Below are 20,681 nucleotides of genomic sequence, written 5' to 3' on the forward strand. Positions count from 1 at the left end.
GGCTAGCCCACTAGACCTGGCGCGAGCAAAAGGACAGTCGGGACGGCGAGCAGGAGCCCAGACCCGGCGAGCACCGCCGTCGTCTGCGCGGGACTCAGCGGAGGCTGGGGGGTGAGGAGCCGGCTCACGCGCGAGGCGAGCGAGGCCTCACCCTCGTCGGGCATGCCGGGCTCGCCGTGGCCCTCGGGCCCGGCGCCGGCGGGGGATCCCTGCACCGGCTGCGCCTCGGCGCTGCCGAGGGCCACGAGCGCGATGGCCCGGACCAGAACCTCGTCCGGCGCGGTGCGGCGCGCGACGTCGTCGGCCAGCATCTCGACGAGCGAGGACACCGCCTGCCGCGAGAGGCGCGTGGTCGGCAGCCACGGGAGGGCCTGGCGCCACGCCTCGAAGGACCACAGCAGGAGGTGGTGCCGTTGGGTGAGATGCGCGCGCTCGTGATCGACGACGGCGGAGAGCTCGCCGGGCGTGAGCGCGTCCATGAGACCGTCCGAGAGCACGGTCACCGAGCGGGACCCGCCGGGGAGGCAATACGCCACCGGCGCGGGATGGTTGATGACGAGCGTGCGCTCGATCGCCCCGGACGGCAGGCTCAGGACCTCGAGCAGTTCGCGGTGGCGCCGCCGCTGGGTGGTGATCCGCGCGTACGTGAGCCCGAGGGTGAAGACGAGGTGGAGCCCGAGGAGCGCGGCGGCGCACAGTGCGAAGAGGTGCCAGAAGTGGAGCTGGTCCGAGGCACGGTTGCCCACGACGATCCCGAGGGCACGCCGCACGGCCTGGAGGAGGTTGTCGCCGAGGGGTTCGAGCCCGTAGACGAGCATGGCCCCGATCATGGAGAGCCCACCGGCGAGCGCGATCGACTGCCACAGCACCATCGCGGCGAACGGCGATCGTGAGGTCCAGCGGGCGCGGGACAGGGCCACAGGAACCGGCCACGCGAGAAGAATGGCCAGCAGGGCGAGCAGGTACGCGGTCAGCAGCACGGCTGTCCCCGAAGCGTCAGGGTGGCCGGACTAGCCCCGGGCGAGGAGTTTGCGCAGGGTCGCGGCCTCGGCCTCGCTCACGCTCCCGATGAAGCGAGCGAGGACCGCCTCGCGGTCCGGCGCGGTGCCGAGCGCCTCGTGCATGAGACGCGCGGTGTGGTCCTCGCGCGTCGAGACGGCGCGGTACCGGTGCGGTCGCGTGCCGCGCTCGCGCTCCACGAGGCCCTTCTTCTCGAGCCGAGACAGCACGGTCAGGACGGTCGTCACGGCGAGGTCCTTGGCCTCGTGGCCCTGCCCCTCGCTCTGTGCGAGCCGGTCACGCAGCTCATTGGCCGTCGACGCATCAGAGGTCGACCAGAGCTGGTCCATCACCGAACGCTCGAGCTCCCCGAGGCTTGCCATCGTTACGTCCTCCCCTGATGATCGTCCCGGGTCTGCAGGTGCGCCCGGACCGGGTTCCTGCGGAACCTTGCCTCCATTCTACGCGAGGTAGAAGAAGGCGCGCAGCAGGCCCCGGCGCGTGTTCGCTGTGAGCAGGATGACGGCGAGGCGCGGGGTTGCGGGGAGCGGAGCCCGCAACGAATGTTCTACACTCTGTAGAAGAGTTACTTCTACGGTTTGTAGAAGACTCCTCCGGCATCGACAGGAGCGCACATGGACGCCTTGGAAATCGCCCGCTGGCAGTTCGGCATCACGACTGTCTACCACTTCATGATGGTCCCCCTGACCATCGGACTCGGCCTCGTCGTGGCCGTCATGCAGACGGTCTGGTACCGGACGGGGAAGGCCGAGTACCTCAGGATGACCAAGTTCTGGGGCAAGCTGTTCCTCATCAACTTCATCATGGGCGTCGCGACCGGCATTGTGCAGGAGTTCCAGTTCGGCATGGCGTGGAGCGAGTACAGCCGCTTCGTGGGCGACGTCTTCGGTGCCCCGCTCGCCATGGAGGCGCTCCTCGCGTTCTTCGTTGAGTCCACGTTCCTGGGCCTCTGGATCTTCGGTTGGAAGCTCCTGCGGCCGGGCCTCCACCTTGCGGCCCTGTGGTGCGCCGTGATCGGTTCGGCCGTCTCTGCGTACTTCATCATCGTGGCCAATAGCTGGATGCAGCACCCGGTCGGGGTGACGGTGGTCAACGGCCACCCGGTCATGACGGACGCGTGGGCGGTCTTCACCAACAACACGGCGCTCGTCGCCGTCCCGCACACGCTCCTCGGCGCGCTCGGCGTCGCGGGCGCGTTCCTGCTCGGGATCTCCTGGTACCACCTGTGGCAGCGTCGCAAGGACGGTATCGACACGGTCGGGGCGGACGGGCGCGTGATCCCCGGCGAGCATCTGGACCTCCCGGGCCGCGACCGCGCCGACCACCGCGTGTGGCTCCGCAGCCTGCGGATCGGCGCCGTCGTCGCCATGATCTCCTTCGCAGGCACCGCGGTCTCCGGCGACATCCAGGGCAAGCTCATGTTCGAGCAGCAGCCCATGAAGATGGCCGCCGCCGAGGCGGCGTGCCACGACGGCACGAGCTTCTCCGTCCTCTCGGTGGGCGACGTCGGCTCGAAGGACTGCTCGAACGTCGCCGCCGTGATCGAGATCCCGGGGCTGCTCTCGTTCCTCGCGAAGGGCGACTTCTCGACCAACGTCAAGGGCGTCAACAGCCTCCAAGACCAGTACAAGAAGGCTTACGGAACCAACGTCCCCAACAACCCCATCTACGGCGACCGCGCGGGCGAGGCCATCCAGTACGTCCCGGTCATGGAGGTCACGTACTGGGGCTTCCGGATGATGATCGGCTTCGGCGGCCTCGCGGCCCTCGCCGCCGCGGTCGCGCTATACCTCACCCGCAAGGGCACGGTTCCGCGGGCCCGCTGGCTCATGCGGCTCGCGGTCGTCGGCATCCTCGCGCCCTTCGGCGCGAACGCGGCGGGCTGGATCTTCACGGAGATGGGACGCCAGCCGTTCGTCGTTGCGCCCAACCCGTCCATGGCCGGGAGCGTCGACCAGGTGTTCATGTTCACCGCAGCAGCCGTCTCCCCGGGCGTGAGCGCGGGGGAGATCCTCACTTCGCTCATCGTCCTCTCGGCCATCTACGCGACCCTCATGGTCGTGGAGGTCCGGCTGCTATGGCGGTACACCCGCGGCGGCGTCGCCTCCGCGATGCCCGAGTTGGCCTTGCCGCACGGCAAGGATGGACCCAGCGACGGGAAGCAGTCCGACGACGTCCTGGCCTTCGCCTACTAGGAGCGCACCGTGTCAACTCCTTCGGAATTCCTGCCCACCGTCTGGTTCTGCGCCGTCAGCGTCCTCTGGATCGGCTACCTGTTCCTCGAGGGCTTCGACCTCGGCGTCGGCATGCTCATGAAGCTCTTCGCCCGCAACGACGCCGAACGCCGGGTTCTCCTCAATACGGTCGGCCCCGTCTGGGACGGCAACGAGGTCTGGCTGCTCACGGCCGGCGGCGCCACGTTCGCGGCGTTCCCGCGCTGGTACGCGTCCCTCTTCTCGGGGCTCTACCTGCCGCTCCTGCTGGCCCTCGTGGCCCTCATCTTCCGCGCGGTCGCGTTCGAGTACCGCGGCAAGATCGCCTCGGAGCGGTGGACGCGGGCGTGGGACTGGGCGATCGCGCTCGGTTCTGCGGTTGCCGCGTTCTGCGTCGGAGCGATGCTCGCCGTCACGACCACGGGCCTGCCGCTCGACGCGAATGGCGACCGCGTGGGCGGCCCGTTCGCGTGGCTCAACCTGCACGCCGTCCTCGGCGGGCTCGCCGTCGTCGGCTTCGCGCTGGTCCACGCGCTCGCGTTCCTCGCGCTCAAGACCGACGGTGAGATCCGCCGCCGCGCACACGCGGCGTTCGGGCGCTGGATGCCGCTCGGGATCCTCCCACTCGTCGCGTGGGTCATCGACGTGCAGCTCCATGGCTCGAAGTGGTGGAGCTGGGCGCTCACGGTCGTCGCGGCCGCCGCGGCCCTCGTCTCCTGGGCGCTCGCGCGCCGCGGCTCGGAAGGCCGCGCGTTCCTGCTCATGGCGCTCTTCCTCGCCGCGGGCGCGGCGGCGATCTTCAGTGCGGTGTTCCCGGTTGTCCTGCCGTCCACGCTCGATCCGGCATACAGCCTCACGGTCGGCACGGCGTCCTCCTCGGCGTACACACTCGGCCTCATGAGCGTCGTGGCGCTCATCGGCCTCCCGCTCGTGCTTGCCTACCAGAGCTGGACCTACTGGGTGTTCCGCAAGCGGATCACGGTGGGCAGCATCCCGACGGCCCACAACGTGGTTCCGGCGTTCCTCGCGCGGGCCGTCACCGGACACGGGCCCGCGGGGCGCGGCCCGGCCACGGACGAGTAGCCCATGCGCCCGAGCATCCGGTCCGGCCGCACGACCCGCGCCGCACTCGGCGTCCTCTCCGTCCTCGCCGTCGCGAAGGCGGCGGCCCTCGTCCTGCTCGCGCAGGGCGTGGCCTCGGGGCTCGCCGCCCTTTTCGCAGGGACTGGGTTCGCTGGACAGGGTACGGGATGGCGTGAGGCCGCGCTGGTCGCGGCGGCGGGCGTCGTCCTGCGTGCCGCGGCCGAATGGGGAACGCTCCAGGCGGGACGCTGGGCCGCCGTCGGCGTCCGCGAGGAGCTCAGGGCGCGGCTCGTTGCCGCGGCTCTCGAGCGGGGCGGGCGCGCCACCGCGGACGACGGCGACGCCCGTGTCGCGGCGTCGGCCGCCGGGACCGCCGTGCTCGCCGTGCGCGGCCTCGACGCGCTCGATTCGTTCTACACGGCATATCTGCCGGCCCTCGTCCAGTGCGCCGCGGTCCCGCTTCTCGTCGGGGCACGGATCCTCGGCGCCGACTGGGTGAGCGCGCTCATCATCGCGCTCACGCTCCCGCTCGTCCCGGTGTTCATGATCCTCATCGGCAGGCACACCGAGGACCGCGTCTCCGCCGCGCAGCAGGCCCTCGCCCGGCTCGGCTCGCACCTCGTGGAGCTCGCCCAGGGCCTCCCGGTGCTCGTGGGGCTCGGGCGCGCCGCGGAGCAGCGCAGGGCGCTCCGCGCTCTCTCGGACGATTTCTCGGCACGCACCATGGCGACCCTGCGCGTCGCATTCCTTTCGGCCCTCGCGCTCGAACTGCTCTCGACGATCTCCGTCGCTGTGGTCGCCGTCTTCATCGGAATCCGACTCGTGGGCGGGGAGATGCCGCTCGAGGCCGGCATCCTCGCGCTCGTCCTCGCCCCAGAGTGCTTCCAGCCGCTGCGCGACCTCGGCACGGCCCACCACGCGAGCCAGGATGGGGCCGAGGCGCTGCGCCGCGCACAGGAAGCCATGGCGCGCCCGCTCGGAAGCCGGCTCGCAGACGGGCGCTCAACGCACGACGAGGAACCCGCGGGTCTGACCCGCCCCACCACCCTGAGCGTCCGCCAGCTCACGGTGCGCTACGACGGTCGAGAGCGCGACGCGATTGTCGGAGTGACGTTCGACGCCCCGGCGGGCGAGGCCACGCTCATCGCGGGGCCGAGCGGTGCGGGGAAGACCACCGTGCTCCTGGCCCTCGCGGGCCTCCTCCGGGACGACGCGGGCGCTCGCGTGACCGGGACGGCCGTCGGGGCCGAGGCCGAGCGCGTGGCCTACGTCCCGCAGCATCCGCAGTTCACCGAGCGAAGCGTCGCGGCCGAGCTCGAGCTCTCCGGGTCGGGGATCGCCCCCGAGCGCCTCGCCGCGGCCGTTCGAGGCGCCCTCGAGGCCGTGCACTGCGCGGGCCTTGCCGGCGCGAATCCTGCGGAACTCAGCCCGGGCCAGCAGAGGCGGATCGCCGTGGCCCGCGGCCTCCTGCGCGTCGAGGCCGGTGCGACCCTCCTGCTGCTCGACGAGCCCACCGCGCATCTCGACGCCGCGTCCGCGGAGGCAGTCGAGGCCGCGATCGCCGGCCTGCGCGGGCGCGCGACCGTGCTTCTCATCGCCCACGACCCCCAGACCGCCGCGCTGGCCCGAACCCGCGTGGACCTCGCCGCCTCATCCGGTGCCCGGCCCGCCTCGCGGCGCTTCGCCGTCGAAGGCGCCGAGGCCTCGCCCGCAGAGCGTGGCGGCAGGCTCGAGCGCGCGGACGACGGCGGCCCCTGGCTCCGCGCGCTCTGGCGCCTCGTGCGCCCGACGTGCCGCGATACGTCCTCGCGGCGCTCGCCGGGCTCGGCTCCGCCGCGTCGGCCGCGGCGCTCGCGGGACTGTCCGGGTGGCTCATCGTCCGGGCGGCCGAGCACCCACCGATCCTGTACCTCCTTGCCGCGATCGTTGGCGTCCGGTTCTTCGGGATCGCGCGGGCCGTGCTCCGCTACGCAGAGCGACTCGCAACCCACGCGGCGGTTTTCGCGACGCTTGCGCGGCTCCGGGATCGCCTGTGGTCCGCGCTCGCGGCACGCGGCCTGAGCGCGCGGCGGCTCCTCGTCCCGGGTGCTGCGCTCGAGAGCCTCGTGGGGGACGCAGAGTCTGTCCGCGACGAACTGCCGCGCATCGTGCAGCCGCTCGCCACCGCGGTCCTTCTGGGGGCGGCCGCACTCGTGGCCGTGGGCCTGCTCCTACCCGCCCAGCTGCCGGCGCTCGCGGCCGCGGTGATCGCCGCCGTCGTCCTCGCGCCGCTCGCCGCGGCCTGGGCGGACCGTCGCGCGGCCCGCGACGTCCAGCAGGGCCGTGCGCTCCTGCTCGAGCGGATCGGGCAGGCCCTCGCGGCCGCCCCCGACCTCGCGGCCAACCGTCTCTCGGGGCGCGTCCTCGCGTCGCTGCACGAGGAGGACCGGCGGCTCACCGTACTTGAGCGCCGCGGCCTCGCCGCGGAGGGCCTCGGCCGGGCCATCGTGATCCTCGCGACGGGTCTCGCCGCCGTCTCTACCCTCGGCGCCGCCTCTGGGGCTGGCGCGCCCGCGACGGTCGCGGCCGCCGTCGTCCTTCTCCAGCTCGCGCTCGCCGAACCGTTCGCCGCCGCATCCGCGGCCGTGCAGCGGATCCCCGCGCTCCGCTCGGCGCTCGCGGGGGTCGCCGCGGAGGGCGACGGCGAGTCGGAATCGGTTTCAGGGGATTCGGCCGCCCGCGGGTCGGCGGAGACTGAGCCGGGGCTCGAGATCGAGGGCCTCGCGGCCGGTTGGCCGGCGCAGGCGGTCGTGTTCTCGGGGATCACCGCACGCGTCGCGCCGGGGGAGTGGCTCGTGGTTGCGGGGCCTTCCGGGAGTGGGAAGACGACGATCCTCGCCGTCCTGCTGGGCTTCCTTGCCCCGCGCGAGGGCCGCGTGCGCACGGGCGGGCGCGTCGCGTGGTGCCCCCAAGAGTCCCATCTGTTCGACTCGACCGTACGTGGGAATCTCGCGGTGGCCCGCCCACGGGACGACGCGCCGGACGACACCGAGCTCTGGGTGGCGCTCGACCGGGTGGGGCTCGGTGCCCACGTTCGGTCGCTCCCCGGCGGGCTCGACGCCCGCATCGGCAGCCGGGGCTCAGAGCTCTCCGGCGGCCAGCGTCAGCGGCTCGCGGTCGCCCGGACGCTCGTGGCGGACGCCGCCGTCGTGCTCCTCGACGAGCCCACGGCACATCTCGACCCGGAGGCGGCCGGCGAGCTCGTCTCCCTGCTCCACGAGGCTCTGGCGGACCGGACGGTCGTCATGGTGACGCATCACGCGTCGGAGCTGCGCGACGGCGATCTGCTGCTTCGTCTCGACGCGGCGGACGACGGCGTGCGGAGGCTTGCGCTGTTGTGAGCTGGCGCTCGAGGAAGCGCCGCTCCGGGCCGTATTCGAAGAATCTTCGAGGACTTAGCCGCGCACGTCGTGCAGGTGGTGCTCGACGTCGTGGAGGAAATACTGTGCGAGGGTCACAACCGTGAACTCTGAACCGTTGCTCCGCAGCCCACGCCGACCGTACGCGTCCTCGGGGACGGCGGCGAACGCGTCCCGGGTCGCGGTGCCCTGTTCGGCGAGCTCCGCCCGCACGACCGCCGGATCCGCGTCGGCGTACGACTTCTCGACCGCGGTCGCGTCCTGGTCCCAGTTCTCGAACTGTGCGCCATCTTCAGCGAGCATGAGGCCGAGCCGCTTCCGGAAGAGCTCGAAGACGTCCCGCACGTGGTAGCCGTACTCGAGCGGAGACCACGTCACGGGGTCGGGGCGCTCGAGAACGTCGTCTCGCCTCAGCGCGGCGTCCCAGCGCGGCAGAGTCGCAGAGACGCGCTCGGCAACGTCGTGCGGGGTGAGGCCGATCGCGTCGAAGCCGCATTCGGGGCACTTGCGCTCGAGGACCCAGGTCCAGTCCTTCGAGTCAGGGGTGATCGCCATGGGCGCAGTCTATCCGTCGGGGAGGATGGCGATCAGGGCCAGATTCGCCGATCCCCGCGGGGGAAGGTACGCCGAAGCGACCGGGGGTTGCAGCCTTCGTCACTGCGGCCGATCCTGGCCTCGCCCCGCCCGTTTGCGTTACGAAACCATAACGCTTCGAACGGCTCTTCGGTTACCGATCCGTAGAAGTGCGGGCGCGTGGCGTGCTTCCCGGCTTTTGCTCTGTGTCTACTGGGATGCGCGGGCCTCCGCGAGGCGGCGATTGGGCCGCCGAGGGCGGGTGGCAGCCGCGCCCCGAATGTGACGCGCGTCATCTCGCGGGGCAGTATCTGAGATGAGACTCTCGAATGCGGCGACTAGAGTGGGGTGCTGCCCGACAGCGGGGCAACTGACAGTCACAGCAATCGACTCCGCGAGAGAAGCGAGAATGCCGAGAGACCTAAGCCAGACCGCACAAGAGTCCGCCGCGGACGTGGCGCCCACAGGGCGCCGCCGGATCACCTTCCGCAAGCGGCGCCTCAGGGTCGACGACGTTCACGTCGTGGACCGTTCCATGCTTCGCCGAGCCATCGGCGGGACGATCGTGGGAAACACGATGGAATGGTTCGACGTCGGCGTCTTCGGCTACCTCATTACAACGATGGGCCCCGTGTTCCTGCCCAAGGCTGACGCCTCGGTGCAGACGCTGTTCCTCCTCGGGACCTTCGCCGCGACGTTCGTGGCCCGCCCAGCCGGCGGTGTCTTCTTCGGATGGCTCGGCGACAAGATCGGCCGCCAGCGCGTCCTCGCAGCGACCCTCATCATGATGGCCGCCTCGACGTTCGCGCTCGGCCTCCTGCCCGGCTACAACCAGATCGGGCTGTGGGCGGCCGTGCTGCTCGTGCTCGTGAAGCTCGTCCAGGGCTTCTCGACGGGCGGCGAGTATGCGGGCGCCACGACGTTCGTGAGCGAGTACGCGGCCGACCGCCGCCGCGGCTTCTTCGCGAGCTTCCTCGACATGGGCAGCTACCTCGGCTTCGCGTTCGGCGCGGCACTCGTGTCGGTGCTGCAGCTGACGCTGGGTTCCCACGCGATGGGCGACTTCGGCTGGCGCATCCCGTTCCTCGCGGCAGGCCCGCTCGGCGCGATCGCGATCTACTTCCGTCTGAAGATCGAGGAGAGCCCGACGTTCCAGGCGGCGCTCGACATGCAGGAGCACGCGGTTCACGAGCTCGCGGCGAACGACGAGGGCGCCCAGAAGGGCCCGCTCCAGCTCGTGCGCCAGTACTGGCGAGAGATCGTCGTCTCGATGGTCCTCGTCGCGGCCGCCAACACGGTGGGCTACGCGCTCACCTCGTACATGCCGACCTACCTCACGGAATCCAAGGGCTACGACGAACTGCACGGCACCCTGCTCACGATCCCCGTGCTCGTGATCATGAGCCTGTGCATCCCGCTCACGGGCCGCCTCTCCGACCGCATCGGCCGCCGCCCAGTCCTGTGGACGGGCGCCATCAGCACGATTGTGTTAGCGATCCCGGCGTTCCTGCTGATCGGCATAGGAAGTGTGTGGGCGACGCTCGGTGGGCTCGCGCTCATCGCGTTCCCCGTGACGTTCTACGTCGCCAACCTTGCGTCCGCGCTGCCCGCGCAGTTCCCGACGGCGAGCCGCTACGGCGGCATGGGCATCGCGTACAACTTCGCGGTGGCCATCTTCGGCGGCACGACGCCGTTCATCGTCGACGCGCTCATCCAGGCGACGGGCGACGACATGATGCCCGCGTACTACCTCATGGGCACGTCGGTTGTCGGCGCCGTCGCCATCTTCTTCCTGCACGAGTCTGCGGGCCGTCCGCTGCCCGGTTCGATGCCGAGCGTCGAGTCGCCTGCTGAGGCGCGCGACGTCGTTGCCCAGCAGGACCACGACCCGCTCATCGACCTCGAGCACATGCCCCTCTCCGAGGTGCCTGTCGCGGTCGCGGAGAACGGCGACGCGATCCAGCTCCCGCTCGATCACCCCGCGGCCGTTGCGGCCGCCCAGCGTGAGGGCGTGGATCTCGAGGCAACGGCCCTCGAGGCCCAGGTCTCGGGCGAGGCTCCGGTCGCGTCGGGTCCGATCTCGGGACCTATCCCGGCGGTCTGATCCCGCAATAGAGCCTTGGCAGGAAGGCCCGGCCCCCTTGAGGGGGCCGGGCCTTCAGCATGGGCGGGCGGGAGGGGATGCCTCGCAGGGGACAGCAGGCTCAGCCGAAGCTCGGCCCGATCTCCTCGACGGCCTGCGAGAGCGGCACGCCCGAGCCGTCGCGGCGCCCGTGCTCCGTGGGCAGCGAGCGTGCCACCCCAGCGCTCGACGACGCCTTGGCGGGGCCGTGGCCGGCCCAGGCGGCGAGAAGCACGTCCTCGCCCTTGAGGTAGCGGTGTGAGCGAACGCCGCCCGTGGCCCGCCCCTTCGCCGGGTACTCGGCGAACGGCGTGACCTTGGCCGTGCCCGGCGCGGTGCCGGGCAGCGCGTCGCGGCTTCCAGCGATCGTCACGACGACGGCGGCCTCGTCGCCCGCTGGGACAACCCCGAAGGAGAGCGCCTTGTCTCCCTCGGCAAGGCGGATCCCCGCCATGCCGCCCGCCGTGCGGCCCTGCGGCCGCACCGACGAAGCGGGGTAGTGCAGGAGCTGGGACTGCTCGGAGATGAACACGAGAGCGTCGTCGTCAGCCGCACGCGCGGCCCCGATCACGCGGTCGCCCGGCTTGAGCGCGATCGCCTCCCAGTCCTCACGGTTGAGCGGGTAGTCCGGCGTGATTCGCTTGACGATGCCCTGAGCAGTTCCGAACGCGACGATCGCGTCAAGCGGCACGAGGGCCACAAGCGATTCGCCCTTTTCGAGCGTGATGAAGTCCTTCGCAGCGACGCCGCCCGTGAGGTTCGGGAGCCCGGTCGAGGGAGCGAGCGCGGGCAGGTCGACGGCCTGGAGCCGCATCATGCGCCCCGCGGAGGTCACGGCACCCAACTCGCCGCGCGCCGTCGTCCGCACCACGGAGCGGAAGACGTCGTGGCGTGCGCGCGGCCCGCCCTCCACGAGCGGCTCGGCGCCCGTGGTTCGCGCGATGTTCCCGGACGCCGAGAGGATGGCCCAACAGGGATCGTCCGCGATCTCGAGCGCGAGGGCGGGCGCCTTGCCGGCGGTGGTCTTCACGGCCTCGGCCGCCGCGGCGAGCGCACTGGCCACGGCGGCGGGACGCGCCTCGGACTCGAGCAGCACGGTCCGCCGCGGCGTGCCGTATTTCGCCGCGACGTCGCCGAGCTCCCGGGAGACGAGCTCGCGCAGGAGCGTATCGGAGCCGAGGATGGCCTCGAGTTCCTCGATCTCGCGGCGCAGCTCGTCCTGCTCCTTCTCGAGCTCGATCCGTGAGTACTTCGTGAGCTGGCGCAGGCGCAGCTCGAGGATGTAGTTGGCCTGGACCTCGGAGAGGTCGTACACGGCCATGAGCCGCTCGCGGGCGACGGCGGCCTCGTCCGAGGTGCGGATGATCTGGATGACCTCGTCGATGTCCATGATGGCCACGAGGAGGCCCTCGACGAGGTGAAGGCGGTTCTTGCGCTTTGCGAGACGGAACGCCGTGCGTCGGCGCACGACCGCGAGGCGGTGGTCCGTGTAGACCCTCAGGAGTTCGAGCAGGCCGAGCGTCTGCGGCTGCCCGTCCACGAGCGCGACGTTGTTGATGCCGAACGAGTCCTCGAGCGGCGTGAAGCGGTAGAGCTGCTCGAGGACGGCATGCGGGTTGAATCCGTTCTTGAGCTCGATCACGAGGCGCAGGCCATGGTTGCGGTCCGTGAGGTCCACGACGTCGCTGACGCCCTGGAGCTTCTTCGCTCCCACGGCGTCCTTGATCTTCTCGATGACCTTCTCGGGCCCGATCATGTAGGGCATCTCGGTCACAACAAGGCCCGTGCGCCGGGCCGAGAGCTGCTCGACCGCGACCGTGGCGCGCGTGCGGAAGGAGCCCCGCCCGGTCCGGTACGCGTCACGGATCCCGTCGAGGCCCACAATCCGGCCGCCAGATGGCAGGTCCGGACCGGGCACGAGCTCCATGACCTCCTCGAGCGTCGCCTCCGGGTTCGAGATGACGAGCTGGGCCGCTGCGACGACTTCGGCGAGATTGTGCGGCGCCATGTTCGTGGCCATGCCCACGGCGATGCCTGTCGTGCCGTTCACGAGGAGATTCGGGAACGCTGCCGGGAGGACCTCCGGCTGCGTGAGCTGGTTGTCGTAGTTCGGCACGAAGTCGACGACGTCCTCGTCGAGATCGTCGGTGAGCGCGAGCGCGGATGCGGCCATGCGCGCCTCGGTGTAGCGCGGCGCCGCGGGGCCGTCGTCGAGCGAGCCGAAGTTGCCGTGCCCGTCGATGAGGGGGAGGCGCAGCGAGAAGTCCTGGGCCATGCGCACCATGGCGTCGTAGATCGCGGCATCCCCGTGCGGGTGCAGCTTGCCCATGACCTCGCCGACCACGCGCGCGCTCTTGACGTGCCCGCGGTCGGGGCGGAGCCCCATGTCACTCATCATGTAGAGGATGCGGCGCTGCACGGGCTTGAGGCCGTCGCGGGCGTCAGGGAGTGCCCGCGAGTAGATCACCGAGTAGGCGTACTCGAGGAACGACGACTCCATCTCCGAGGCGACATCGATGTCCGTGATGTTCTCGGCCGGCGCATCGCCGAGGGGGAGCGTTTCGGATCCGGGCTTCCCGGAGGTCGTACGGCGTGCCAACGCTTGCTAGATCCTTAAAGTGGGTGAACAGGGCCTGAACTAGGCTAAGCCTATGGCGGATGAGGCCCCGGTCAGCGCATATCCCCGGCACTGGGAGGCCGATGTCGTGCTCCGGGACGGGGGCACGGCCCACCTCAGGCCCATCCGGCCCGGCGACGCAAACGGGCTCCAGGCCTTCCACGTGAGCCAGTCGGAGAGCTCGATCTACCTCCGCTTCTTCAGCTACAAGGCCAAGCTCACCGACGCGGAGCTGCGCCGCTTCACGGAGGTCGACTACGACGACCGCGTGGCGCTCGTCATCACAATCGGCGGCGAGATCGTGGGGGTCGGGCGCTACGACCGTCTCGCGGATCCGTCCGAGGCGGAGGTCGCGTTCAACATCTCCGACCGCCATCAGGGCCGGGGGATCGGCTCGATCCTGCTCGAGCACCTCGCGGCGGCGGCGCGCGAGCGCGGTATCCGGCGCTTCACGGCCGAGGTCCTTCCCGAGAACCGCAAGATGCTCACCGTCTTCGCGGAGGCCGGCTACGCCTTGGACCGGCGCTTCGACGACGGCGTGGTGATGGTCGAGTTCGAGATCGATCCCACCGAGAAGTCGCGCGCCGTCATGGAGGCGCGCGAGCACCGCGCCGAGGCGCTCTCCGTCCTGGGGCTACTCGCTCCGCGATCCGTGGCCGTGATCGGCGCGAGCCGCCGCTGGGGTTCGGTGGGGCAGCAGCTCCTCGCGCACCTCGTCGAGGGCGGGTTCTCGGGCCGCGTGTGCGCGATCAACCCGGAGGCGCTCGAGCTCGGCGGGATGCTGACGTACGCGAGCATCCGGGACGTTCCGGAGCCCGTGGACCTCGCGCTCGTTGCGGTGCCCTACGACGACGTGGCGCGCGTCGTGGCCGACTGCGCCACGGCGGGCGTGAAGGGCGCCGTGGTCGCCTCTGCGGGGCACGCCGAGGACGGCGCCCGCGGCCTCGCGCGGCAGCGCGAGCTGGTTCGGCACGCCCGCGCGAACGGCATGCGGCTCGTAGGCCCGGGCTCGCTCGGCCTCGTCAACACCGACCCCGACGTGCGGCTCAACGCGTCGATGGCCCCGCGCATGCCGCGGCAGGGAGGCCTCGGGCTGTTCAGCCAGTCCGCAGCGATCGGGATCGCGCTCTACGCGGCGGCCGATCGCCGCCGACTCGGCTTTTCGACGCTCGTTTCGGCGGGCAACCGCGCCGACGTCTCCGGCAACGACGCCATGCAGTACTGGGAGGACGACGTCGCGACGAGCGCCGTCGGGCTCTACCTCGAGTCGTTCGGCAACCCCCGCAAGTTCTCGCGCATCGCCCGCCGGCTCGCGCGGAGCAAGCCGGTCATCGTCGCGAAGAGCGACATCCTCGGCCTCCAGCTTCCGCCGGGTCACGCGGTTCGGACTTCCCAGGCCCCCGTGGGGGCGCTCGACGCGATGCTGCGGCAGGCCGGCGTCATCCGCGTCTCGACTCTCGAAGAGCTCGTCGACGTGGCCCAGGTCGTCTCGGGGCCGATGCCCGCGGGGGCGCGCGTGGCCGTCATGTCCAACGCGCTCTCGCTGGGCCGCGTGGTCGCCGACGGCGCGGAGAGCCAGGGCCTCATCGTCACCCAGAGCATCTGGGACCTCGACCTCGCGGGCCGCTCTGTCGCGCTGCCCGCCCTCCGCGCGAGGCTTCTCGACGTCATCGATTCGGGCGTCGCGGATGCTGTGGTCGTCGCCTTGATCCCGACCGCTGGGGTGCGGCCCGGCGTGATCGCCGAAGTCCTCGCGGAGTGCGCCTCGCTGCGCTCGGTCACCGTGGTCGCCGCGTTCACGGGGATCCTCGGCCGTCCCGAGGCTGGCGAGGGATTGCTCCCCGATCCGGGCCCCGAGGCGCTCACGACGGCGACCGTGCCCGCCTTCACGAGCGCGGGCGACGCCGTCGCGGCGCTCGCGGCCGCCGTCCGCTACACCGAGTGGCTGGCCCGCGAGGAGGGCACCCCGTTCGAGGCCGCGCACGACGACGAGCGCGCGGATCAGCTCATCGGCTCGGCGCTCGCCGGGGTCACCGGGGCGGAGCTTCTCCGTCTCGGGGCGCACGAGGCCTCGGAGCTGCTCGCGTGCTACGGGATCCCAGTGCTCGCGTCCCGCCGCGTCTCATCCGCGGACGAGGCCGTCATGGCCGCCCGGGAGCTCGGGTGGCCGGTCGCGGTCAAGTCCACGGCGGCGAACCTGCGCCATCGGCTCGACCTCGGAACGGTCCGGCTCGACCTTCGCGACGAGGCCGCGCTGCGCTCCGCCGTCGACGTGCTCGAGCAGTCGCTCGCGGCGTTCGGCGCGCTCGCGCGCGACGCGGGCGGGGGAGCGCCCCTCGAGGTGCAGCGCATGGCCCCTCTCGGCCAGGCCTGCGTGGTCCGTGCGATCGAGGACCCCCTGCTCGGCCCGGTGATCTCGTTCGGGCTCGCGGGAGACGCGGTGGCGCTGCTCGACGATTGGGCCCACCGCGTCCCGCCGCTCACCACACAGGACGTGCGAGACCTCGTGCGGGCGCCACGGGCTGCGGAGAAGCTCCTCGGCTACGAGGGCCTGCCCGCCCTCGACGTCGCCGCGGTCGAGGACCTCGTGGGCCGCGTGTCGATCCTCAAGGACCGCCACCCCGAGGTCTCGGTGCTCGAACTCAAGCCCGTCGTGGTGAGCGAGCGGGGGCTCACTGTCCTGCACGCGGACGTCTGGCTCGGCAACGCCGAGCACCGCACGGACAGCGCCCGCCGGGCGATGTCGCAGCAGTAAGCCGACTGCCGCGCGGCCGGTCTGTGCTGGCGGTCCCGGGGTCGCGCGGCCCGTCTGTGCTGGCGGTCACGGGGTCGCGCGGCCGGTCTGTGCTGGCGGTCACGGGGTCGCGCGGCCCGTCTGGGAGAATAGTCCGCATGAGCCAATCGCCGTCACCCCACGGACCGATGCCTGCAGCCGCGACCCCGAGGACCCTCACCGCCGACCTCGAGCGCACCGGGTTCTATCCGCCGCTCGTCGCCGACGTGGTCGACGACGCCCTCGACGGCTCGGTGCCCTTGGCCCATCTCGTGCACCTCGAGACGCACTTCGAGCGGGCCGAGGTCCGGCGCCACGTGACCGTGCTCGCGCTCACCGAGGAGCTGCTCGTCGTGACTCATGTCGACGAGGCCCCGCTCGAATCCGACCCGCAGCGCATCACCGCGCAGGTCTCCACGGAGTCGGTCCCGCTCGCGCAAATCGCCACAGTTGTGCTCAGCTACGTCTTCGCCGAGCCCGCCGCCTACGAGCCCGGCAACCCGGTCCGCGAGGTGACGTTGTCCCTTGCATGGTCCGGTGGCCAGCGGCTCGACCTCCTCCCGGCCTCGTGCGGGGACCCGAACTGCGAGGCGGACCACGGGTATACGGGGTCCATGGCCCAGGAGGATCTCGTGCTGCGGATCAGTTCCGAGGCTGACGGCCCAGAGGCAGTGACGGCCGCGAAGCACTTCGCACGCCTCCTGAGGGCGGCGAACGCGGCAGGCCCGGCGGGGCTCACGCCGCCCACCACCGCCACTGCGGCGCAGATCGCACGCCCTCGTGTCGCGGGCTTTGGTGGTCGGGCCGAGCGTGGCCACAGGGGGCGCCAGTGACGGGCGCGCCCCTCACGCAGTCCGGGACCGAGGCGGCCGAGACCGCACAGGCGTTCACGCCGCCGTCGTCTGCCGCGGGGGAGCCCTCCGGAGGCCAGCCGTTGCCGGACCCGCCCGCCTACGGGCGCCGGAGCGTCGCCGAGATCCTCCCGAGCAGCGCCGCTGCGCTCGGGGTTCCGGGCTTCGAGAACGCCCTCGGGCTCCCGGCCGTGCCGCGCGTGTGCGTCGTGATGGTGGACGGCTTGGGCCGCCAGCTCCTGACCCAGCACGCGGCGCACGCGCCGTTCCTGCGCGCCAAGCTCCAGGCGGGCCAGGGCGGAATCCCGACAACGCTCGACGCGGCGTTTCCCAGCACCACGGCCGCCTCCCTTGCGAGCTTCGGCACGGGACTGCCCGCCGGGCAGCACGGGATGGTGGGCTACGACGTGCTCGCGCCGCATCTGGGGCGGGTGGTTAATCAGCTCGGGGGCTGGGACCCGGACGTCGATCCCGACCATTGGCAGCCGTTCCCCACCGTCTTCGAGCGCATGGAGGCGACTGTCCCGGTGGCGACGGTGAGCCTCCCACAGTTCGAACGCTCCGCGATGACGCGCGCCGCCCTCCGCGGCGGCGCGTTCATCGGGGCCGAGACCCTGCACGCCCGCACACGCGCGGCGGCCGAGGCCATGGCCGCGGCACCGAGGATGCTCCTCTACTTCTATCTCAACGAGCTCGACAAGGCCGGGCACCTGTCCGGCTGCGCCTCTCCCACCTGGGAGGAGGCGCTCGAGGAAGTGGACGCGAGCATTCGCCGGCTCGACGGGCAGCTTCCGTCCGGCACGCTCGTGCTCGTGACGGGGGACCACGGGATGGTCGACGTCGCCGCGCACCGCAGGATCGACTTCGGCGCGGAGCCGGAGCTCATCGACGGCGTCAGGCACACCGCGGGCGAGCCCCGCATGGTCCACCTCCACTTGGAGGACCCGAACGACGACGGCGCCGCTCGCCGCGTGCTCGACCGGTGGCGCGCGCGCTTCGGCCGGCACGCGTGGATCATGACCCGCGCCGAGGCGGTGGCCAAGGGCCTGTTCGGGGCGGTGCGGCCCGAGGTGCTCGAGCGCATCGGGGACATCCTCGTGGCCGTCCACGGCGAGCTCGCGCTCTACGACGGCCGGCGCGTGCGGCCCACGGCGTTCGCGATGGTAGGTCAGCACGGATCGCTCACGAAGGCCGAACGGAACGTTCCGCTCGTCGCGTTCCATGCCGCGGGCCGCGCCCAGTCGAAGCGGCGGCGCCGTGGCTGAGCTCGTCTTCTTCACGGGGACCATGGACAGCGGCAAGTCCACGCTCGCGCTTCAGATGGACCACAACCATCGCGCCGGCGGCCGTCGCGGCGTCCTGTTCACGAAGCAGGACCGCGCGGGCGAGGCCGTCATCACGAGCCGCCTCGGGCTGCGGGTCGAGGCCTCCGAGGTCACCGACGGCATGAGCTTCTGGGACGAGGTCGTGCGGCTCCGAACTTCCGGCCACGAGGTGGACTACCTCGTGTGCGACGAGGCCCAGTTCTACGTTCCCGCGCAGATCGACGAGCTGGCCCGCGTGGTCGACGAGCTCGGGGCGGACGTGTATGCGTTCGGGATCCTCACGGACTTCCGGACCGAGCTCTTCCCCGGGGCGAGGCGGCTTGTGGAGCTCGCGGATCGGATCCAGCTGCTGCAGGTGGAGACACTGTGCTGGTGTGGGCGCCGCGCGACCCACAACGCGCGCACCGTCGGGGGGCACATGGTCGTCGAGGGCGAGCAGGTGCTCGTCGCGGACGTCCGGTCAGAGCAATCCGACGCCGCCGAGGTCGAGGTGGGCTACGAGACGCTGTGCCGCCGCCATCATCGCGAGCGCCGTACAGCCGCCGTGGCCAATGTGCTGCGCGAAGAGGACCAGCTGCTGCCCTTCGACGAGTGAGGCGCGCCCCAGGCGAGCCTCAAGGGCTCCTACTCGCCCTTCGTGCCGAAGACGATCTCGTCCCAGCTGGGGATTGACGAGCGCCGCGAGCGCGACGAACGCCGCGCGGGCTCGGGAATCGGTTCGGGGTCGCTCGCGCGCGGCGCGGCCGGCTCGTCGGCACCCCGCGTGCGGGCTGGCACCGCGGCCTCGGCCCGAGCCTTGTCTCGCGAGGCCTCCCGCGCGACGCCTCGCCCTTCGCCGGCCTGCTCGTCCTCAACGCGCTTGCGCGCGGTGCGCTCGTCACCGTCGTCTCCGACGCTCCGGGCGCCGGCGGGCCCCGCGGGCGACCGCTCGCCGTCGGCCCCGTCCGCGCTGCCGGCGTCTCCCCGCTCGAGCGGCGACGCGGGGCCCGTCACGATAGTGATCTCGCGCGTTGCCGTGCTGAGCCCGGGCGCGAGCCTCAGGTGGCCGTCCTCCGCCGAGCGACCGGCGTCCTCGGCGCGGGGAATTCGCGGGAAGAGCGAGGTGATGCCATCGCGGACGGGCTCGAGGCGCCGCGGGCGAGGTTCGTCGTCGTGCTCGGTGTCCTGACGTGACGGCCGCTCCTGGCCGGTGTCCGGATGGCGCGAGGGCCGCTCGGGGGCCCCATCGGTGTGCCGCGACGGCCGCTCGGTTGCGGCGTCTGCGGGGCGCGGGTGGGCCGCGGGGATGCCCTGCGTGAGGAGAAGGGCGAGCGCGTCGTCCGCGTTCTCGTCGACGCCGAGCCGCTGCCCGCGGCGGGCGCGAAGCATATCGAGCAGGTCTGTCTCCGGATCGCGCCGCTCGGGGTCGGGCCGCTCGGCGGGCCGCGGCTCCTCCTCGACGTCGAACGGGCGGTCGACGATCGAGAGCCGGCGCGGCGACGTGGGCCCCTCGAGGGTCTCGAGCTCGCTGAGCTGCTGTGCCCAGCGGTTCGCGTTCGCGACGCTCCGGCGCACCGGATTGTAGGTCCACGTGGCGGGCGGCTCCTCGCCGATGGAGGCGGGCGTCCCGTCCGGAGGGTCGAAGCGGGCCACGACGGTCCACAGGCCGTCCCGGCGGCGCCACGAGTCCCATTCGACCCGGGAAGCGTTGACGCCGTAGACCGCGAGCCGATGCGACACGATGTCGCCGAGGCGCGCGGGGCCTTCGCCGAACTCTGCAGCGAACGCCGAGTGCGCTGGGGGAGTGATGCCGACTTCGCACGCTTGGGCCAGCCGGACCACGTGTTCGCGCTCCGCGAGCACGGGTGATTCGAAGCGCTGGATCCGGGCGAGCGGGATCCCGGAGGATTCCGCGATGCTCTCCGCGGTCGCGCCGGCCCGGATCTCGGCCTGAATCTGGCGGGGAGTCATGTTCGTGACGCCGGAGGGCGCGAGCCGTTGCGGCGCGGGGCGCGAGACGGCCCGGCGCAGGGCCTCGTCAAGGGGGAGCCGGAAATGCGCGCCCGACCCGGCGCTCAGCAGAAGGTGCTGCCCGTCGTCGTGCACGCCGACGAGGCGAAGTTCCTGCAGATTGTCCTGCGGTTGCTCCCGCATTGAAGCCTCCAGCTTGCCTAGTCCTCCACAGAACAATGCCATCTTCGGGCCCGGATTACAGGGCATTCGATCGGTGTGCCGCGACTTCCCGGGTACACGAGTGGCATTTCGGACTCCGATCGGGAACAATCTCTCCGTCACTGGGCACAAAATGGGGGCCGAGTGCGTTAGAGAGTGGACTACGTGGAGTGGCCACGTGACGAAGCGAGTAACCGGAGCGTGAACGAATAACTATGGCGACCGACTACGATGCGCCGCGCAAGAACGAAGAAGAGCTCAACGAGGATTCGATCGAAGAGCTGAAGACGCGGCGCACGGACAAGCAGTCCGCCTCGGTGGACGAGGATGAGGCGGAGGCCGCGGACAGCTATGAGCTCCCCGGTGCCGACCTTTCCGGCGAGGAGCTGCTCGTGCGTGTCCTGCCCGCCCAGGCGGACGAATTCACGTGCGCGTCGTGCTTCCTGGTGCGACACCGGTCCCAGATCGCCCGCGAGAAGAACGGGCTCTACTACTGCAAGGAGTGCGAGGGCTGAGCCCCCGCACGAAGGCGCACCGCGCACAGGCTGAGCCGGG

Annotated in this window: 14 protein-coding genes and 1 pseudogene; 10 read left to right on the forward strand and 5 right to left on the reverse strand. The window is 71.5% G+C overall.

From position 1 onward, the window contains the following. Positions 1 to 2: 2 nt before the first annotated feature. Together ACOKR1_RS09455 and ACOKR1_RS09460 are read right to left on the reverse strand one after the other, a co-directional pair. On the reverse strand, positions 3 to 980 hold the full coding sequence (locus ACOKR1_RS09455) for a M56 family metallopeptidase (RefSeq protein ID WP_422936392.1): 978 nt from the start codon (positions 978 to 980) through the stop codon (positions 3 to 5). Between the two features lie 30 nt (positions 981 to 1,010). Next, positions 1,011 to 1,382 (reverse strand): BlaI/MecI/CopY family transcriptional regulator, encoded by a 372-nt coding sequence (locus ACOKR1_RS09460; RefSeq protein ID WP_415856790.1) that lies wholly within the window; start codon positions 1,380 to 1,382, stop codon positions 1,011 to 1,013. Between the two features lie 252 nt (positions 1,383 to 1,634). On the opposite strand from ACOKR1_RS09460, the gene ACOKR1_RS09465 reads away from it, so the two are divergent. The 4 genes and pseudogenes from ACOKR1_RS09465 to cydC all read left to right on the forward strand — a co-directional run bounded on the left by ACOKR1_RS09465 (position 1,635) and on the right by cydC (position 7,696). After that, a complete protein-coding gene (locus tag ACOKR1_RS09465) occupies positions 1,635 to 3,215 on the forward strand; it encodes a cytochrome ubiquinol oxidase subunit I (protein ID WP_422936393.1) in 1,581 nt (526 codons plus the stop codon). 9 nt (positions 3,216 to 3,224) lie between these two features. After that, on the forward strand, positions 3,225 to 4,316 hold the full coding sequence (gene cydB, locus ACOKR1_RS09470; protein ID WP_422936394.1) for a cytochrome d ubiquinol oxidase subunit II: 1,092 nt from the start codon (positions 3,225 to 3,227) through the stop codon (positions 4,314 to 4,316). A gap of 3 nt (positions 4,317 to 4,319) precedes the next feature. Next, positions 4,320 to 5,897, forward strand: a pseudogene (locus tag ACOKR1_RS09475) (ATP-binding cassette domain-containing protein); the annotation flags it as partial. Positions 5,898 to 6,106: 209 nt separating this feature from the next. Beyond that, positions 6,107 to 7,696, forward strand: coding sequence for a thiol reductant ABC exporter subunit CydC (gene cydC, locus ACOKR1_RS09480; protein WP_422936395.1), 1,590 nt, complete (start codon positions 6,107 to 6,109; stop codon positions 7,694 to 7,696). A 54-nt stretch (positions 7,697 to 7,750) separates the two neighbouring features. Here the strand turns inward: cydC and ACOKR1_RS09485 are convergent, their stop codons facing one another. Then, positions 7,751 to 8,269, reverse strand: coding sequence for a DinB family protein (locus tag ACOKR1_RS09485; RefSeq protein WP_422936396.1), 519 nt, complete (start codon positions 8,267 to 8,269; stop codon positions 7,751 to 7,753). Positions 8,270 to 8,696: 427 nt separating this feature from the next. Here ACOKR1_RS09485 and ACOKR1_RS09490 point away from each other — a divergent pair, with 427 nt between their 5' ends. Next, the gene (locus ACOKR1_RS09490) at positions 8,697 to 10,391 is read left to right on the forward strand and encodes an MFS transporter (protein ID WP_422936397.1); all 1,695 of its coding nucleotides are present in this window, start codon (positions 8,697 to 8,699) and stop codon (positions 10,389 to 10,391) included. 100 nt (positions 10,392 to 10,491) lie between these two features. On the opposite strand, the gene ACOKR1_RS09495 is transcribed toward ACOKR1_RS09490, so the two are convergent. Beyond that, on the reverse strand, positions 10,492 to 13,008 hold the full coding sequence (locus ACOKR1_RS09495) for a DNA gyrase/topoisomerase IV subunit A (RefSeq protein WP_422936398.1): 2,517 nt from the start codon (positions 13,006 to 13,008) through the stop codon (positions 10,492 to 10,494). A gap of 52 nt (positions 13,009 to 13,060) precedes the next feature. Here ACOKR1_RS09495 and ACOKR1_RS09500 point away from each other — a divergent pair, with 52 nt between their 5' ends. From ACOKR1_RS09500 to ACOKR1_RS09515, 4 genes are all read left to right on the forward strand, one after another. Continuing rightward, positions 13,061 to 15,781, forward strand: a complete 2,721-nt coding sequence (locus ACOKR1_RS09500) for a GNAT family N-acetyltransferase (RefSeq protein ID WP_422936399.1) — start codon at positions 13,061 to 13,063, stop codon at positions 15,779 to 15,781. 137 nt (positions 15,782 to 15,918) lie between these two features. Next, positions 15,919 to 16,632 carry a DUF5998 family protein gene (locus ACOKR1_RS09505; RefSeq protein ID WP_422936400.1) on the forward strand — a complete coding sequence of 238 codons (714 nt, stop codon included), beginning with the start codon at positions 15,919 to 15,921 and terminating at the stop codon, positions 16,630 to 16,632. Then, positions 16,629 to 17,915: an alkaline phosphatase family protein gene (locus ACOKR1_RS09510; RefSeq protein ID WP_422936401.1), complete on the forward strand. Its 1,287-nt coding sequence runs from the start codon at positions 16,629 to 16,631 to the stop codon at positions 17,913 to 17,915. The genes ACOKR1_RS09505 and ACOKR1_RS09510 overlap by 4 nt, the downstream gene beginning before the upstream one ends. After that, complete coding sequence (locus ACOKR1_RS09515) at positions 17,908 to 18,570, forward strand: thymidine kinase (protein WP_422936402.1); 663 nt, start codon at positions 17,908 to 17,910, stop codon at positions 18,568 to 18,570. Before ACOKR1_RS09510 ends, ACOKR1_RS09515 begins: the two co-directional genes overlap by 8 nt. Positions 18,571 to 18,599: 29 nt before the next feature. Here the strand turns inward: ACOKR1_RS09515 and sepH are convergent, their stop codons facing one another. Then, positions 18,600 to 20,108 (reverse strand): septation protein SepH, encoded by a 1,509-nt coding sequence (sepH, locus tag ACOKR1_RS09520; protein WP_422936403.1) that lies wholly within the window; start codon positions 20,106 to 20,108, stop codon positions 18,600 to 18,602. Between the two features lie 233 nt (positions 20,109 to 20,341). Between sepH and ACOKR1_RS09525 the strand changes: the two genes are divergently transcribed. Beyond that, complete coding sequence (locus tag ACOKR1_RS09525) at positions 20,342 to 20,641, forward strand: DUF4193 domain-containing protein (RefSeq protein ID WP_043122976.1); 300 nt, start codon at positions 20,342 to 20,344, stop codon at positions 20,639 to 20,641. Positions 20,642 to 20,681 lie beyond the last annotated feature (40 nt).

This window comes from Sinomonas sp. P47F7 (genome assembly GCF_049332655.1).
Taxonomy (GTDB): Bacteria; Actinomycetota; Actinomycetes; order Actinomycetales; family Micrococcaceae; genus Sinomonas.

Bases quoted from the DNA above. Each gene is read 5' to 3' on its own strand.
- ACOKR1_RS09500 (WP_422936399.1), top strand. From the start codon at position 13,061: ATGGCGGATGAGGCCCCGGTCAGCGCATATCCCCGGCACTGGGAGGCC.
- ACOKR1_RS09460 (WP_415856790.1), bottom strand. From the start codon at position 1,382: ATGGCAAGCCTCGGGGAGCTCGAGCGTTCGGTGATGGACCAGCTCTGG.
- ACOKR1_RS09525 (WP_043122976.1), top strand. From the start codon at position 20,342: ATGGCGACCGACTACGATGCGCCGCGCAAGAACGAAGAAGAGCTCAAC.
- ACOKR1_RS09485 (WP_422936396.1), bottom strand. From the start codon at position 8,269: ATGGCGATCACCCCTGACTCGAAGGACTGGACCTGGGTCCTCGAGCGC.
- ACOKR1_RS09505 (WP_422936400.1), top strand. From the start codon at position 15,919: ATGAGCCAATCGCCGTCACCCCACGGACCGATGCCTGCAGCCGCGACC.
- ACOKR1_RS09465 (WP_422936393.1), top strand. From the start codon at position 1,635: ATGGACGCCTTGGAAATCGCCCGCTGGCAGTTCGGCATCACGACTGTC.
- sepH (WP_422936403.1), bottom strand. From the start codon at position 20,108: ATGCGGGAGCAACCGCAGGACAATCTGCAGGAACTTCGCCTCGTCGGC.
- ACOKR1_RS09490 (WP_422936397.1), top strand. From the start codon at position 8,697: ATGCCGAGAGACCTAAGCCAGACCGCACAAGAGTCCGCCGCGGACGTG.